The 14,331-nt window shown below is 72.6% G+C and carries 15 protein-coding genes and 1 riboswitch; of the genes, 9 read left to right on the top strand and 6 right to left on the bottom strand.

What is annotated here, in order from left to right; genetic code table 11:
* Nucleotides 1-143: 143 nt before the first annotated feature.
* The 3 genes from glnII to ACZ592_RS28265 all read right to left on the bottom strand — a co-directional run bounded on the left by glnII (nucleotide 144) and on the right by ACZ592_RS28265 (nucleotide 2,371).
* Nucleotides 144-1,172, bottom strand: a complete 1,029-nt coding sequence (gene glnII / locus ACZ592_RS28275; RefSeq protein WP_471584470.1) for a glutamine synthetase — start codon at nucleotides 1,170-1,172, stop codon at nucleotides 144-146.
* Nucleotides 1,173-1,342: 170 nt separating this feature from the next.
* The gene (locus ACZ592_RS28270) at nucleotides 1,343-1,813 is read right to left on the bottom strand and encodes a hypothetical protein (protein ID WP_471584469.1); all 471 of its coding nucleotides are present in this window, start codon (nucleotides 1,811-1,813) and stop codon (nucleotides 1,343-1,345) included.
* Nucleotides 1,814-2,002: 189 nt separating this feature from the next.
* Nucleotides 2,003-2,371 (bottom strand): arsenate reductase family protein, encoded by a 369-nt coding sequence (locus tag ACZ592_RS28265; protein WP_471584468.1) that lies wholly within the window; start codon nucleotides 2,369-2,371, stop codon nucleotides 2,003-2,005.
* Between the two features lie 167 nt (nucleotides 2,372-2,538).
* Between ACZ592_RS28265 and ACZ592_RS28260 the strand changes: the two genes are divergently transcribed.
* The 3 genes from ACZ592_RS28260 to ACZ592_RS28250 all read left to right on the top strand — a co-directional run bounded on the left by ACZ592_RS28260 (nucleotide 2,539) and on the right by ACZ592_RS28250 (nucleotide 5,452).
* Entirely contained in the window at nucleotides 2,539-2,847 is a 309-nt protein-coding gene (locus ACZ592_RS28260; RefSeq protein WP_471584467.1) for a hypothetical protein, read from the top strand.
* Nucleotides 2,848-2,971: 124 nt separating this feature from the next.
* Nucleotides 2,972-3,940, top strand: a complete 969-nt coding sequence (locus ACZ592_RS28255) for an alpha/beta hydrolase family protein (RefSeq protein ID WP_471584466.1) — start codon at nucleotides 2,972-2,974, stop codon at nucleotides 3,938-3,940.
* Between the two features lie 150 nt (nucleotides 3,941-4,090).
* Complete coding sequence (locus ACZ592_RS28250) at nucleotides 4,091-5,452, top strand: DUF2252 domain-containing protein (RefSeq protein WP_471584465.1); 1,362 nt, start codon at nucleotides 4,091-4,093, stop codon at nucleotides 5,450-5,452.
* 3 nt (nucleotides 5,453-5,455) lie between these two features.
* Here the strand turns inward: ACZ592_RS28250 and ACZ592_RS28245 are convergent, their stop codons facing one another.
* Entirely contained in the window at nucleotides 5,456-6,283 is an 828-nt protein-coding gene (locus ACZ592_RS28245) for an alpha/beta hydrolase (protein WP_471584464.1), read from the bottom strand.
* Between the two features lie 335 nt (nucleotides 6,284-6,618).
* On the bottom strand, nucleotides 6,619-7,749 hold the full coding sequence (locus ACZ592_RS28240; protein ID WP_471584463.1) for an HAD family hydrolase: 1,131 nt from the start codon (nucleotides 7,747-7,749) through the stop codon (nucleotides 6,619-6,621).
* Nucleotides 7,750-7,987: 238 nt separating this feature from the next.
* Between ACZ592_RS28240 and ACZ592_RS28235 the strand changes: the two genes are divergently transcribed.
* From ACZ592_RS28235 to ACZ592_RS28210, 6 genes are all read left to right on the top strand, one after another.
* Nucleotides 7,988-8,857, top strand: a complete 870-nt coding sequence (locus ACZ592_RS28235; protein ID WP_471584462.1) for an AraC family transcriptional regulator — start codon at nucleotides 7,988-7,990, stop codon at nucleotides 8,855-8,857.
* Nucleotides 8,854-9,375 carry a VOC family protein gene (locus ACZ592_RS28230; protein ID WP_471584461.1) on the top strand — a complete coding sequence of 174 codons (522 nt, stop codon included), beginning with the start codon at nucleotides 8,854-8,856 and terminating at the stop codon, nucleotides 9,373-9,375. Before ACZ592_RS28235 ends, ACZ592_RS28230 begins: the two co-directional genes overlap by 4 nt.
* A 28-nt stretch (nucleotides 9,376-9,403) precedes the next feature.
* Nucleotides 9,404-9,588: riboswitch (cobalamin riboswitch) on the top strand.
* A 171-nt stretch (nucleotides 9,589-9,759) separates the two neighbouring features.
* Nucleotides 9,760-10,749 (top strand): ABC transporter substrate-binding protein, encoded by a 990-nt coding sequence (locus ACZ592_RS28225; protein WP_471584460.1) that lies wholly within the window; start codon nucleotides 9,760-9,762, stop codon nucleotides 10,747-10,749.
* 248 nt (nucleotides 10,750-10,997) lie between these two features.
* On the top strand, nucleotides 10,998-12,119 hold the full coding sequence (locus ACZ592_RS28220) for a FecCD family ABC transporter permease (protein WP_471584812.1): 1,122 nt from the start codon (nucleotides 10,998-11,000) through the stop codon (nucleotides 12,117-12,119).
* 89 nt (nucleotides 12,120-12,208) lie between these two features.
* Nucleotides 12,209-13,003 carry an ABC transporter ATP-binding protein gene (locus ACZ592_RS28215; RefSeq protein ID WP_471584811.1) on the top strand — a complete coding sequence of 265 codons (795 nt, stop codon included), beginning with the start codon at nucleotides 12,209-12,211 and terminating at the stop codon, nucleotides 13,001-13,003.
* An 88-nt stretch (nucleotides 13,004-13,091) separates the two neighbouring features.
* Entirely contained in the window at nucleotides 13,092-13,868 is a 777-nt protein-coding gene (locus tag ACZ592_RS28210) for a metallophosphoesterase (protein ID WP_471584459.1), read from the top strand.
* A gap of 13 nt (nucleotides 13,869-13,881) precedes the next feature.
* Here ACZ592_RS28210 and ACZ592_RS28205 read toward each other — a convergent pair whose 3' ends face one another.
* Nucleotides 13,882-14,301 carry a hypothetical protein gene (locus ACZ592_RS28205; protein WP_471584458.1) on the bottom strand — a complete coding sequence of 140 codons (420 nt, stop codon included), beginning with the start codon at nucleotides 14,299-14,301 and terminating at the stop codon, nucleotides 13,882-13,884.
* Between the last annotated feature and the right edge of the window lie 30 nt (nucleotides 14,302-14,331).

Raw genomic sequence — 14,331 nt, 5'->3', positions numbered from 1 at the left:
GGCCGGCGTGCCGACGGCTTCTTGGCCGATCCGTGCGCAGCGGGGCCCGCCGGTCCGCATGCGTACGACGACGGGGGCGCCCGCCGGAGTGACCGGCGGGCGCCCCCGTCACCGTACGGACGTACGGGCGCGAAGAGGCGGGGTCAGACCTGTCCGGCCTTCTCCAGCGCGGTGCAGCACGTGTCGACGAGCAGGCGCGTCACGACGTACGGGTCGACGTTCGCGTTGGGGCGGCGGTCCTCGATGTAGCCCTTCTGCTCCACCTCGACCTGCCACGGGATGCGGACCGAGGCGCCGCGGTCGGAGACGCCGTACTTGTACTCGTCCCACGGGGCGGTCTCGTGCAGTCCGGTGAGGCGGTCGTCGATGCCGGCGCCGTAGTTCTTGACGTGGTCCAGCGGCTTGGAGCCCTCGCCGAGGGACTCGCAGGCGGTGATGATCGGCGCGTAGCCCTCACGCATCGCCCTGGTGGAGAAGTTGGTGTGCGCGCCCGCGCCGTTCCAGTCGCCCTTGACCGGCTTCGGGTCCAGGGTCGCGGAGACCTTGAAGTCCTCGGCGGTGCGGTAGAGCAGCCAGCGGGCGATCCACAGCTGGTCCGAGACCTCCAGCGGGGCCAGCGGGCCGACCTGGAACTCCCACTGTCCCGGCATGACCTCGGCGTTGATGCCGGAGATGCCGAGACCGGCGGTGAGGCAGTGCTCCAGGTGCGCCTCGACGACGTCACGGCCGAAGATCTCGTCCGAGCCGACACCGCAGTAGTAGCCGCCCTGCGCGGCGGGGAAGCCGCCCACGGGGAAGCCGAGCGGGCGGTCGCCCTCGAAGAACGTGTACTCCTGCTCGATGCCGAAGATCGGCTCCTGGCCGGCGAAGCGGCCCGCCACCTCGGCGAGCTCGGCGCGGGTGTTGGACTCGTGCGGCGTCATGTCCGTGTTGAGGACCTCGCACAGGACGAGGACGTCCGCGCCGCCGCGGATCGGGTCCGGGCAGGTGAAGACCGGCTTGAGGACGCGGTCGGAGGCGTGGCCCTTGGCCTGGTTCGTGCTGGATCCGTCGAAGCCCCAGAGCGGCAGCTCGGCGCCCTTCGCGTCGTCCGTGAGGATCTTCGTCTTCGAACGGAGCTTGGCGGTCGGCGCGGTGCCGTCGATCCAGATGTACTCAGCCTTGAAGGTCACGGGGCCTCATCCTTAAAACGCTCGGTACGGCGCAGAACGTGCGGGTGCTGCGGTGCCGTGGTGATGAGCGGCAGCCTGGCAACCGGCGATTTCCCGACCGTTGCTCTTGTGTGAACCCCGTGTTACCCGGGGCGCTTGTGGCTCACGTCACCCGAGGGCGCCCGCCGGGCTCATTTGATGACCGCGTTGGCGGCCGCTATGACGAGCCCGATCGTCGCGTCGGCGCCGCCGATCAGCACGGCCGAGCGGCGCCGGTAGCCGACGCGCAGCGCGGCGAAGGTGCCCCAGCCGAGGAGGAGGGCGGCGTTCAGGAGCAGCCCGGTGGTGGTCACCGGGGGCTCGGGCCAGTGGAAGGCCCCTGCGAGCAGGAGGAGGAGCACGGTCGGCCAGCAGGCGACGACCACCGGCCACTCGTCCGCGAGCGCCCGGGCGAGGCGCCGCCAGTGGTGGATGCCCGAGCCGGGACGGTGCGCCGACATGTGGTGGGCGTATCCGTGCGCGAGGGCGGCCGTCCCCGCGGTCACCATGACCCAGGACGCGTCGTAGTACGGCGTGTAGGGCGCCCTTTCGGACTGCAGCGCCGCGAGCAGCGCGCTCGCGAGGACCGTTCCGTATACGCCCCCGAACATCCAGCTCCGCACGGCGCGCTCCTTCCGTGTGCCGGAACCCTCGTCCGGTCGACGGCCTGTGGAGCACCCCACGCTAGGCAGGCAGATGTAACGGTTTGCCGGATTTCGCCCATCGGTCGGCGGTCAACCGCCGCCGCCCCCCGGGACCCGCCCCCCTGGCGCCCCCGGACTCCGGCCCTCGGACCCTGGCCGTCGCTGCGCTCAGCGCGACAGCGCGTCCCGTACGGCCTCCTCCGAGCGGGCCACCACCGCCGTGCCGTCGTCCGCCGTGATGATCGGGCGCTGGATCAGCTTCGGGTGCTCGGAGAGCGCCTTGATCCAGCGGGCGCGGCCCGACGCGTCGCGCGGCCAGGCCTCGCGGTCCTTCAGGTCCAGGTCCTTGGCGGCCTGCTCCTGGGTGCGGGTGATGTCCCAGGGTTCGAGGCCGAGGCGGTCGAGCACGGCGCGGATCTCGTCCTCGGTCGGCACGTCGTCGAGGTAGCGGCGCACGGTGTAGTCGGCGCCCTCCGCGTCGAGCAGCGTGAGGGCGCTCCGGCACTTCGAACAGGCGGGATTGATCCAGATCTCCATGCGCACACGCTACCTCCGAAACACCCGCCCCAAGCCGCTCGGCGACGCGCTGTTCGAACACCCCAAAAGCCTTCTGGCCAGCGGCGATTGTCAGTGCCTGGCGGTAGAATCACCGTAGTGTTCGAGGGCGCCCGACGGGGGTTCCCGACCGCGACAGGAGGATGCCTGTGCCCGCTGCCGCACTCACATCGAAGCGTGTGTCCCAGACCGTGCCGAAGCCCGTGCTGTTCGATCTGCCGTACGTCCCGCGGGAGAAGAAGGCGCTGCCCGCCGGGCGTCCGCGCGAGTGGTACATCAACCACAACCGCCGTCTGAAGGCCATGCGCCTGGCCATCGCCCTGCTCGACTCGGGCGTCTATCTGCCGAACCAGGCGAGGAACAGCGCGATACGGAGCATGGCGGAGGACGTCGGGATCCATCCGCCGTCCGACGTCACGTGCCACATGGTGCGGGCGTTGATGCGGTACAGCCGCTGAGCCTGCCCGCGCCGGGCTGAGAGGGGCCGGCCAAGTACGGGGTCCGTGGCGGGAGTCGTGCGCCGCGGGCCCCGTTTCCGCACGAGCCTGTCCGCTCACCTGTGCGATGGGACATGCTGGGCCCATGACCAAGCCGGACTCCGTCGGCGAACTGCCGCTCCTGACGACCGCCGAACTCCCGGACGGCACCCGCCTGCCCGTGCGCGCCCTGCGCGCCCCCGCACCGGACCGCTTCCTGCCGTCCGGCTCCGGCCCCGCACCCGGCCCGCCCCCGGCCCCCGCCGTGCTCATCCTCCCCGCGATGGGCACCGCCGCCCGCTTCTACCGCCGCTTCGCGCGCCACCTCCACGACGAGGGCCTCACCGTGCTCACCGTCGACCTGCGCGGCCAGGGCGAGTCGATCCCGCCCGGCACCGGCGCGGCCGCACCCGGCCACGGCTACCGCACCCTCCTCGAGGAGGACCTGCCCGCGGTCGTCGCCACGATCCGCGACGAACTCGGCCCCGAACCGCCCCTGCACCTCCTCGGCCACAGCCTGGGCGGCCAACTCGCCCTGATCCACGCCGCGCTGGCGAAGGGCCCCGGCGTGGACGGTGTCGCGGTCGTCGCCACCGGCTCGGTCTGGTTCCGCGCCTTCGGCCCGCTGCGCGGCCCCGGCCTGCTCCTGGTGCAGTTCCTGATCGCCGCGACCGCCACCGCGCTCGGCCGCTGGCCCGGCACCCGGCTCGGCTTCGGCGGCAACCAGGCCAAGGGCGTCATGCGCGACTGGGCACGACAGGTGCGCACCGGCCGCTACAGCGCCAAGGGCTCCGCGCTCGACTACGAGGCGGCGCTCGCCGGCCTGGAGCTGCCCGTCCTCGCGGTCTCCGTCGACCACGACACCTTCGCCCCCGCCACCAGCCTCGACCACCTGCTCGCCAAGATCCCGCGGGCCCGGCTCACCCGCCGCCACCACACGGCGCGGGAGGCGGGCGCACGCCTGGACCACTTCGCGTGGGCCAGGGCGGGCGGCGCGCTCGCCAAGGTGGTGGCCGCCTGGACGGAGACCGCCCGGCCCCGCACACCGCCCGGCGCGACCACGGCAGGGCACTGAGCCCGTCACCCGTTCGGCGTACCCGGCATGCGTGCGGGCCCCCGGCCGCATTGGCTGCTCCTGAGGAGAAGCCAAGGAGGCAGGGGACTCCGACACCCCGGCGGACCAGGGGCGGCCGCTGTCCGCCGCGAGCGCGAGAGGGGAGCGAGCATGCCGACCCCGGAGCCACGCGCCACCACCCCCGAAGCACGCGCCCGCACCGGCAGGGCGGCCCGCAAACGCGCCTCTCGCTCCGGCCACGGCGCCTGGATCCCCTCCGCCGACCGCCCCGACCCGGTGGCCGTCCTGGAGCGCCAGGGCGCCGACCGCGTCCCCGACCTGCTGCCCGTCCGCTACGGCCGGATGGCCGCGTCCCCCTTCGCCTTCCTGCGCGGCGCCGCCGCCGTCATGGCGGGCGACCTCGCGGCCCAGCGGCACACCGGCCTCGGCGTCCAGCTCTGCGGCGACGCCCACCTGCTGAACTTTGGTCTCTTCGCCTCGCCCGAGCGGTCCCTGCTCTTCGACCTCAACGACTTCGACGAGACCTACCCGGGGCCCTTCGAATGGGACGTCAAGCGGCTCGCCGCCAGCGCGGCCGTCGCCGCCCGGGGGAACGGCGCCGGCGAGGACGGCGCCCGCGCCACCGCACAGGACGCCGTGACCGCGTACCGCACGAGCATGCGGCGCCTGGCGGGCCTCGGCGAGCTCGCCGTCTGGTACGAGCGCACCGACGCGCACGAGCTGCTTCCCCTCGTACGCCCGGGACGCCACCGCAAGCGCGTCGAGGCGACCCTCGACCACGCCCGCGGGCGCACCAGCCTGCAGGCGCTCGGCAAGCTCACCGAGATCGTCGACGGCGAGCGCCGCATCATCCACGACCCGCCGCTCCTGGTGTCGGCGGGCGTCCCCGACACGGCCGCCCTGCGCAAGATCTTCGGCGACTACCGCTCCACCCTCGCCGAGGAGCGCCGCCTCCTCCTGGACCGCTACCGCTTCGTCGACGCGGCCCGCAAGGTCGTCGGCGTCGGCAGCGTCGGCACCCGCTGCTACATCGTGCTCCTCGCCGGGCGCGACGCGGGCGACCCGCTCTTCCTCCAGATCAAGGAGGCCGTCAGATCGGTGGTCGAGGAGCACCTGCCGACCGGCCCCTACCTCCACCCGGGGCACCGCGTGGTGGCGGGGCAGCGGCTGCTGCAGGCGGCCGGCGACATCTTCCTCGGCTGGATGACCGGGCCCCAGGGGCGCGCCTTCTACTGGCGGCAGCTGCGCGACATGAAGGGCTCGGCGGACCTCGCCGCCCTGTCCGCCGCCGAACTGCGCGCCTACGCCCGGCTGTGCGGCACGGCCCTGGCCCGCGCCCACGCCCGCTCCGGCGACCGCATCGCGATAGCCGCCTACCTCGGCGGCTCGGACACCTTCGACCGCGCCATCGCCGACTTCGCGGTGCGCTACGCCGCGCAGAACGCGCGGGACCACGCGGCGCTCACCGCGGCGATCGACGCCGGCGTGATCGCCGCGAGCCCCGGGATGTGACGTTCAGTCCGCGAGCAGCGCGTCCACGAGCCGCCGCCGGTCCCGCGCGTGGTCCCGCAGCCAGGCACCCAACGCATGGCTCGCGTCCGGCAGTTCGAGCCGCGTGAACCGCGCACCGGCGGTGAGCGCCGCGCCGACGGCAGCCGTGACCGAGGGCGGGATCACCGCGTCGGTGCCGGGCACGACGAGCACCGCGCGCCCGCGGAAGTTCCGGTAGGCCTCGAGCGCCGCGGAGTCGCGCCACCGGTCCGGCGTCCGGATGACCTCGGTGAACCGGCCGTCGCTGTCGCCGAAGGGGAGCGGCCAGGCCTCCCGCGCGTACACGGCGGGCGCGCACAGGCCGATGCCGGTGACCCGCGCGCCGAAGCGCGCCACCAGGTCCGCGACGGTCTGCCCGCTCATGCTGAACCCGACGAACACCAGGGCGTCGGTCGCCTCCACCCGCTCCTCGACCAGCGCGACCGCCTGCTCGAACCGCCTCCGCAGACTCAACTCCCGCAGGTCCCCGCTGCTTTCGCCGTGCCCGGAGAAGTCCAGCGCGAGCGCCCGGCAGCCGCGTGCCGCGAAGTCGGCCTGCAGGGCGGCCAGCCGCGTCTTGCTGCCGGCCCCGGCGCCGTGCAGCAGGACGACGGTCGTGGCGGGCGTCCGCGAGGCGTCGGGCCGCGCCTCCGTGCAGCTCAGCTCCTCACCGTCACAGGCGAACGTGAAGGAGGGGAGGGACGGGAGAGCGGGGAGGGAAGGGAGAGAGGGGTGGGCGGCGGGGGAGAGGGCGGGCTCGGGGGCCAGGGCGGGCCCGGCGGTGGCTGACGGCGCGAGCGAGTCGTGAGTCATGCGCCCATGGTCGTCCGTATCCGCGCCGCATGGGGGCATATGGCGGGGTGAGGCGCATGGCGACGGCCGTATCCGTGTCCGTATCCGTGTCCGTGTTCACCGTTCACCCCTCGGCGGCGCCATCTCCGGGCGCGGCGGGGGAAGTTCGCCCCGGCTGACCGGGGCCGAGCTCCTCGCCGACGTCGGCCCCGGCCTCCTGCACGGGCGCGGTCCCGCTGTTCGCGGACGGCGCCGGCCACGGTCAAGTGGCCGACGCCGTCCGGGAGCCGGGCATGACCGGGCATGACCGGGCATGACCGGGCATGACCTGGCGTGACCTGGCACTAAGGGAACGGCTAGCCGATCTGGTCCGGCGTGACCGTCAGCCACCGCTTGTCGGCGGTCACCTTCTGGCCGAGCTCGCGCTGACGGTCCGCGTTCTTCTTCTTCATCCCGTCCAGCTGCTTCATGTACGAGTCCTTGCGGTTGACCCAGACCCGGACGCCGCCGTGCGCCACGTCGGCGGAGTGGAACAGCATCGGCCCGTCGCTGGAGGGGGTGTCACCCGCGGCCAGGATCGGCTTGCGCCACTCGTCGATGTAGGTGTTGATCGCCGCGGGCTTGCCCTCGTACCAGGTCAGCGGCGCCCACAGGTTCGGCGTCAGCTCGCGCCCCGCGAGCTTGGCACGGTCCTTCTCGCCGAAGCGGTCCTCGGCGATCTCCTTGCGGGAGCTGGTCACCTCACCGGTCTTGCGGTCCTTGAGCTGCATGGAGACGCCGATGACGTTCTGCGGCTTCACGCCGTAGCCGTACTTCGGGTCCGCGAGCACCATGCGCACCAGGTCCTCGCTGGCCGCGCTGACCACGTACACCTCGACGCCGTGCGAGCGCAGGGTCTTGTAGAGCTGCTGCATGCCGCGCGAGAACTCCGGCGGCTTCACCTCGGTCTTCGTGAGCTTCCCGTCCTCGTAGTACTCGGCCGGGATCGGCTTCTTGTACGCCAGGAGTTCGTCGACGTACCCCTTGAGCTCCTTCAGCGTGAAGCCGGAGAAGATCTGTGCGGCCCACGGGTAGCAGACCTGGTCGTCGACCTCGCACAGCCGGTTGTAATAGCTGTAGAGGCTTTCCTTGTGCCCGGCCTTGTCCTTGAAGGGGATGACCTTCAGCGAGGGGTCCATCGTCTTGCGGGTCAGGACGCCCTTCATCTCCAGGAAGGGGAGGAGCGACTCCTCCAGGTCGTTGCGGTACGTCGTGTTGTCCGCGTCGAAGACGGCGTACGCGCCCTTGTGGTCGTTCCGCGCGATGACCTTGCCGAGCTTCTTCGCGACGGGCTTCGGCCAGTGCGACAGCTCACGGGCCGTGGCCGCCGAGGTGTCGGCGGCCGTCGCCTGGCTCGTCGGCCACAGGGCGCCGCCCGCGAGGACGGCGGCGGCGAGCGCCCCCGTGGTGCCGATGACGGCCAGCTTGCTCTTTGCCCGTACTGCCATGTCTCTACGTCCCTGCCGTTCCCTGAGAGCGATCTGCGGCCCCGTCCGGAGCGGCGCGCAATGCTATGGGGCGGGGCGGGCATTTCCCATGATCGAAGTCACCGTGGCCGGGGGGCATGGGTGAGATGAACACGGGTAGCCGAATGAGACTCCGAAAAGGCCTCCCGTGGCCACGGCCTCCCACGGCCTCCGGTCACCCGTGCCTCGGCCGCTGCCGCTGCCGCGCATACTGGAACACATGGGCTCCCGTGAGTTCGTCCGGACCGTTCCCCGGCTCGACGGCATGGTCGTCTCCGCGGTCGGCTACCGCACCGCGGGGCAGCGCCCCGCCCTGCACCGGGGCCTGCCGTCCCCGTACCTGACCGTGATCTTCTCCCTGGACGGCCCCATCGTCACCGGCGCGACCCCCGACGGGGCGTGGGGCCCCGGCGCGGCGCGCACCGACATCGTCGTCGGCGGCCTGCACCAGAGCCCCGCCTACGTCGTCCAGCCCGAGCACGAGGCCGGCATCCAGCTCGCCGTGCACCCCCTCGCGGCCCGCGCGCTCCTCGGGCTGCCCGCGGCGGACCTGGCCGGCCAACTCGTCGTCGGCGGCACCGACGTCCTGGGCGCGTACGCGGGCGAGGTCCGCGAGCGGCTGTGCGCGCTCGACCGCTGGGAGGACCGCTTCGACCTGCTCTCCGCCTACCTGAGGCGGCGCGCGGCGGACGACCGCACCACCGCTCCCGTACGCCCGGAGGTCGCCGAGGCCTGGGCGTGGCTCGCCCGGCACCGGGGCGCGGGCACCCTGGGCGGCCTGTCCCGGCACGTCGCGCTCAGCGAACGCCGGCTGACGGCGTTGTTCCGCGCCGAGACCGGCCTGAGCCCCAAACAGGCCGCCCGCCTGATGCGCTTCCAGCACGCCAAGTCCGCCGTGACCCGTGCCGTAGCGGCGGGCGCACCGCCCGACCTGGCCGGGGTCGCGGCCGACACCGGCTACTACGACCACTCCCACCTGGTCCGCGACTTCCAGCAGTACACAGGGTCGAGCCCGACCCGCTGGCTGGCCGAAGAGTGCCGGAATATCCAAGCCGGGGCGCACGGCACGGGCGAAGACTCGAAGGCATGAACACCACGCCTGACACGACGCCTGACGCGACACCTGGCCCCACGCCTGACACGACACCTGCCCCCACACCTGACCCCACGCCGAATTCCGCATCCGGCACGACCACGGAGAAGCAGGGGCTCAGCACGCCCCCTCCCGCCATCTGGCCGGCCCTCCAGGCGGAGGACGCCTCCGCGCTGATCGACTTCCTCGTCGGCACCGTCGGTTTCCTGCGCACCGCCGTCTACGAGGACGGGGGCCGCGTGGCCCACGCCCAGCTGGACTGGCCCGAGGGCGGCGGCGTCATGCTCGGCTCGTACGATCCGGCCGCCGCGGCCACCTGCGGAAAGCCCGGCACTGCGGGCGCCTATGTCGTCACCGGCCAGGTGGACGACCTGTACCGCAGGCTCACGGCGGCGGGCGTGAAGGTCACCGCTGAGATCGAGGACAAGCCGTACGGCAGCCGCGAATTCGGCATCGAGGACCCGGAGGGAAACCGCTGGTCGTTCGGCACGTACCGGGGCGAGCCCCGGCCCTGACCGGCGATCCGGGCCAGGACCGGCCGCGTGATAACTTGCGCAAGCCAGTCAAACCCACACCTGGGCCAGGGAATCCGGTGCAAGACCGGAACTGACGCGCAGCGGTGAGGGGGACGGGCGGGGCCACGGCCACTGGGCGTCCACGGACGCCCGGGAAGGCGCCCCGTCCGGCCGATCCCGAGTCCGAAGACCTGCTGGCGCCTCCGCTCGCACACCGGGCGGCGGAGGACGTGACGCAGGCCAGGCTCCGCGTATGAGCCGTGACATCCAAGGGATCCCGTGTCCTCGACAGCCCGTATATCCGCTCGTGCATCGGCTCGCGCATCCGCTATATCCGCTCGCGCATCAGCTCGTACGTCCGCCCTGCTCTGCGTCGGAGCGCTCGTGCTCACCGCGTGCGGCGACGGCTCCACGAGCAAGCCCGCGAACCGGGCGGACCGGAGCGCCGACGGCTATCCGGTCACGGTCGCCTCCTGCGGCAAGGAGGCGAAGGTCGAGGCCCCGCCGCGCCGCGCCGTCTCCCTGGACCAGGGCTCCTCGGAGATCCTGCTCTCCCTCGGCCTCGCCGACCGCATGGTGGGCACCGGCACCTGGACCGACCCGGTCCTGAAGAACCTCGCGAAGGACAACGCGAAGGTGGAGCGGCTCGCCGACCGCTACCCGTCGCTGGAGAAGGTCCTCTCCAAGGAGCCGGACTTCGTCAGCGCCTCCTTCCTCTACACGGTCGGCAAGGGGGGCGTCGCCGACCGTACGAAGTTCACCGAACTCGGCGTACCCGTCTACGTCTCGCCCTCCGACTGTGCCGGCAAGGACAACGACGGCGGCGGCGACGGAAAGCGCGTCAAGACCCTCACCATGGACACGGTCTACGGCGAGGTGCGCGACCTGGCGAAGGTCTTCGGCGTCCAGAAGCGCGGGGAGCGGCTGATCGCCGACCTGCGGCGCCGGGTCACCAAGGCCACCAAGGACATCGACGCCTCCGACGCGACGCTCCTCTACTGGTTCGCCAACTCCGACGCCCCCTACCTGGCGGGCTGCTGCGGCGCCCCCGGCATCATCACCCGCGAACTCGGCGCGAAGAACGTCTTCGACGACACCCGCGAGGAGTGGCCCCAGATCAACTGGGAGACCGTCGCCGACCGCGACCCCGACGTCCTCGTCCTCGGCGATCTCACCCGCAAGTCCCAGTCGGCGGAGAGCGCCGCGGCGAAGATCAAGTTCCTGGAGTCCAACCCGGCGACCAAGAACCTGACCGCGGTGAAGAAGAAGCGGTACGTGCTGCTCAGCGGCCAGGCCATGAACCCCTCGATCCGCACGGTCGACGGCATCGAGCAAGTGGCCGCGGGGCTGCGGAAGTTCGGGCTCGCCAAGTGAGCGGGGCGGCGCCCGGCAAGGAGAGCGCTCCTGAGCCGGTGGCATCGGAGCGGAAGCGGAAGCGGGACCTGGAGCGGGGCCTGGACCGAGACCTGGACATGGACCGGGACCGGAACCGGGACCGGGACCGGGGCCTGGACCGGAACCTGGACCTGGACCGGGACCTGGACCTGGACCTGGACCTGGACCTGGACCTGGACCGAGAACAGGACCAGGGCCGAGACCGGGGCCTGGACCGAGACCTGGACATGGACCGGGACCGGGACCTGGACCGAGAACAGGACGGGGACCTGGATCAAGGCCGGGAACCGGCAGTCCCGGCCGACCTCAGGGGCCGGACCGGCCGGACCGGCCGCACCGGCCTGCGCCTCGGCCTGCTCTGGCTGGCCGGCGCCGCCGCGCTCGTCCTCTCGGTGTCCGTGGCCGTCACCATCGGCCCCGCGGACATCTCCGTGCCCGACGTGTGGTCGACCGTCGCGGCCCACCTCGGCTGGGGCGAGACCCCGCTCACGCCGATCAGGGACGGCATCGTCTGGAACCTGCGGATGCCGCGCACCCTGCTCGCCGCGGTCTGCGGCGCGGGCCTCGCGGTCTGCGGCGCTGTCATGCAGTCCCTGCTCCGCAACCCCCTCGCCGACCCGTTCGTGCTCGGGGTGTCGTCCGGGGCGTCCACGGGAGCGGTCGCGGTCGTCGTCCTCGGCGTCGGCGGGGGAGTGGTGTCGATCTCGGCGGGCGCCTTCGCGGGCGCGGTCTGCTCCTTCGCGCTGGTGCTGCTCCTGAGCCACACGCTGGGCGACACCACGGACCGGGTCGTGCTGTCCGGTGTCGCGGCCATGCAGCTCTTCTCCGCGCTGACCTCGTTCGTCGTCCTCACCGCGGGCGACGCGGAGACCACCCGGGGCGTGCTGTTCTGGCTGCTCGGCTCGCTCAGCGGGATCGGCTGGACGGACGTGTGGCTGTGCGCGGGGGTGCTCGCGGTGGCGCTGGTCGTCTGCCTCGCCCACGCCCGTACGCTCGACGCCTTCGCGTTCGGCCCGGAGGCGGCGGCGACGCTGGGCGTCCGGGTGGCCCGCACCCGTCTCGTCCTGCTCTGCACGACCGCGCTCCTGACCGCGGCCCTGGTCAGCTCGGCGGGTGCGATCGGCTTCGTCGGCCTGGTCCTGCCGCACGCGGCGCGTGCGGTCGTCGGCTCCGGGCACGCCCGGCTGCTCCCGGTCACGGCACTGGCCGGCGCGGTCTTCCTGGTCTGGGTGGACACACTGGCCCGCACGGCCCTCGACCCGCAGGAGGTTCCGGTCGGCGTGGTGACCTCACTCATCGGCGTACCGGCGTTCGTGGCGGTGCTGTACCGGACGCGGAGGGCGACGTGACGCACGACAGCGACAGCGACAGCGACATTGACCTCGACATCGGCATCGACAGCGGCATCGACATCGACAGCGCGGAGGGCAGCACGTACGTGACCGCCACCCCGCAGGGTGCCGTGGGCCTGCGCGCCGACCGCGTGAGCCGGGAGGCGGGCGGGCGGCTCGTCGTCGACGGCGTCAGCCTCGCCCCGCCGGCCGGCGCCACCGTGGGACTCCTCGGCCCCAACGGATCCGGCAAGTCCACGCTTCTGCGCATCCTCGCGGGCGTTCTCGCCCCGGCCTCCGGAGTGGTCACCCTGGACGGCCGAGGCATGTCCGACACGGGCCGCCGAGCGGTGGCCCGGCGGATCGCCGTCGTCGAGCAACACGCCTCGACGCAGGTCGAGTTGACGGTACGGGACGTCGTACGGCTCGGCCGTATCCCGCACCGCCGCGCGTGGTCGGCCCCCACGCCGCACGACGAGCGGGCGGTGCGCGACGCGCTGGCCCGCACGGGGCTCACCGAACGCGCCGCCCAGGCCTGGCACACGCTCTCCGGCGGCGAGCGCCAGCGCGTCCAGATCGCCCGCGCCCTCGCGCAGGAACCCCGCGAGCTCCTGCTCGACGAACCCACCAACCACCTGGACATCCAGCACCAGTTGGACCTGCTGGGCCTGGTGGCGGAGCTCCCCGTCACCAGCGTGATAGCGCTGCACGACCTCAACCTCGCCGCGATGTTCTGCGACCACCTGCTGATCCTCAAGGAGGGCACGGCGTACGCGTCCGGCACCCCGGCCGAGGTGATCACCGAGGAGCTGATCGCGGAGGTGTACGGGGTGCGGGCGGTGGTGACGCCGGGGCCGGGAGGCCCCGACGGCCATCTGTCGGTGCGCTTCTTGCGGGGTTGAGAGCGGCACACTTCTTGCGGCGGGCAGGCAGGCCAACAACACCGGGTTGGCTCTTCACCCGACCGCCGCGCCCTCATAGGTTCGGTTCATGCCAGTGATAGCCCACGTGAGCGACATCCACATCGACACCGGCGCCGCGGACGCGGGCCGCAGCGTCGACCGAACCCGCGCCGTCATGACCTACCTGGACGGCCTCCCGTACGACCTGGACGCGGTCATCGTCACCGGCGACATCGCCGACCACGCGACCCCGTCCGAGTACGCGGCGGCCCGCGAACTGCTGGCCTCCCGCCACCCGTTGCTGGCATGTCCCGGCAACCACGACGAGCGCGCCGCGTACCGCGAGCACCTCCTCGGCGAGGCCGCGGACACGGCGCCGATCAACCGTGCCCTCGCCACGGAGGACTTCGTCCTCGCGCTGTGCGACACGTCGGTCCCGGGTGAGGACCACGGCAGGCTGGCGGACGAGACGCTGGACTGGCTGTCGGCCCTGCTGGCGGACACCCCGCCCACACGCCCGTTCCTGATCGCCTTCCACCACCCGCCGGTCCCGCTGCACACGCCGTACGTCGACGGGATCCGCCAGTTCGACGAGGACCGCCTGGCCGAACTGACCGCACGCCACCCGAACGTCACGGCGTTCCTGGCCGGCCACGCCCACACGCCCGCGGCGACGACGTTCGCGGGCCGCCCCCTCCTGGTCGCCCCGGGAGTGGTCTCCACGCTCCGCCTCCCCTGGGAACCCCGGACCCACCCGGCGCACCACGTCCACCGCGACCTGCCGCCGTCGGTCGCGTTCCACGTCCTGGACGACGGGGGCCGCCTGACGACGCACTTCCGCCCGGTACCGCTCCCGACCCCCTGAGCCGACCAGCCACCTACCGGAACTCGGCGACCCAGGGCTCGGCATCGGATCCCGGCGGCGTCAGATCCATCTCCCCGTCCGCACCGTCGAAGGCCCCGGTCCCCCCGGTCACGACACCCGTGACCACGGGATTCTCGTCCCCGGGCCCACTGGACACCCCTCTGGAAGCCTGAAAGGCAATTTTCCCCACACGCTCATCGCTCTCCCCGTTCCCGTTCCCTTTCCTCCCTTCGATCTCAATGATCCCGGAGCAGTACGCGGTGAGGGCCTTCCCTCCGACCATTTCCTTGGCGCACGTCTCGAAGGCCCCGCCGACCGTCGCGCCGGAGGCGTCCTTCACCGTGAACCGCGAAGCGATGACGATTCCGTCCTCGCCCCCCTGAACCGCACCGGCATGAGGCTTCTCCTGCGTCAGAAAGAGCGTCGGAATCACTCCGTCCCGCCCCTGCGCCGCCCCGGCGGA

Source organism: Streptomyces sp. NPDC040622 (assembly GCF_055593965.1).
The sequence above is the reverse complement of the archived record's forward strand: the minus strand, read 5'-3'. Positions and strand labels throughout refer to the sequence as shown.

What these genes read in the sequence shown, in the direction of transcription:
- ACZ592_RS28255 (WP_471584466.1), top strand. Translation starts at nt 2,972, where the DNA reads ATGACCAAGCCGGACTCCGTCGGCGAACTGCCGCTCCTGACGACCGCC.
- ACZ592_RS28265 (WP_471584468.1), bottom strand. Translation starts at nt 2,371, where the DNA reads ATGGAGATCTGGATCAATCCCGCCTGTTCGAAGTGCCGGAGCGCCCTC.
- ACZ592_RS28220 (WP_471584812.1), top strand. Translation starts at nt 10,998, where the DNA reads ATGGACCGGGACCGGGACCTGGACCGAGAACAGGACGGGGACCTGGAT.
- ACZ592_RS28245 (WP_471584464.1), bottom strand. Translation starts at nt 6,283, where the DNA reads ATGACTCACGACTCGCTCGCGCCGTCAGCCACCGCCGGGCCCGCCCTG.
- ACZ592_RS28240 (WP_471584463.1), bottom strand. Translation starts at nt 7,749, where the DNA reads ATGGCAGTACGGGCAAAGAGCAAGCTGGCCGTCATCGGCACCACGGGG.
- ACZ592_RS28250 (WP_471584465.1), top strand. Translation starts at nt 4,091, where the DNA reads ATGCCGACCCCGGAGCCACGCGCCACCACCCCCGAAGCACGCGCCCGC.
- ACZ592_RS28230 (WP_471584461.1), top strand. Translation starts at nt 8,854, where the DNA reads ATGAACACCACGCCTGACACGACGCCTGACGCGACACCTGGCCCCACG.
- ACZ592_RS28235 (WP_471584462.1), top strand. Translation starts at nt 7,988, where the DNA reads ATGGGCTCCCGTGAGTTCGTCCGGACCGTTCCCCGGCTCGACGGCATG.
- ACZ592_RS28210 (WP_471584459.1), top strand. Translation starts at nt 13,092, where the DNA reads ATGCCAGTGATAGCCCACGTGAGCGACATCCACATCGACACCGGCGCC.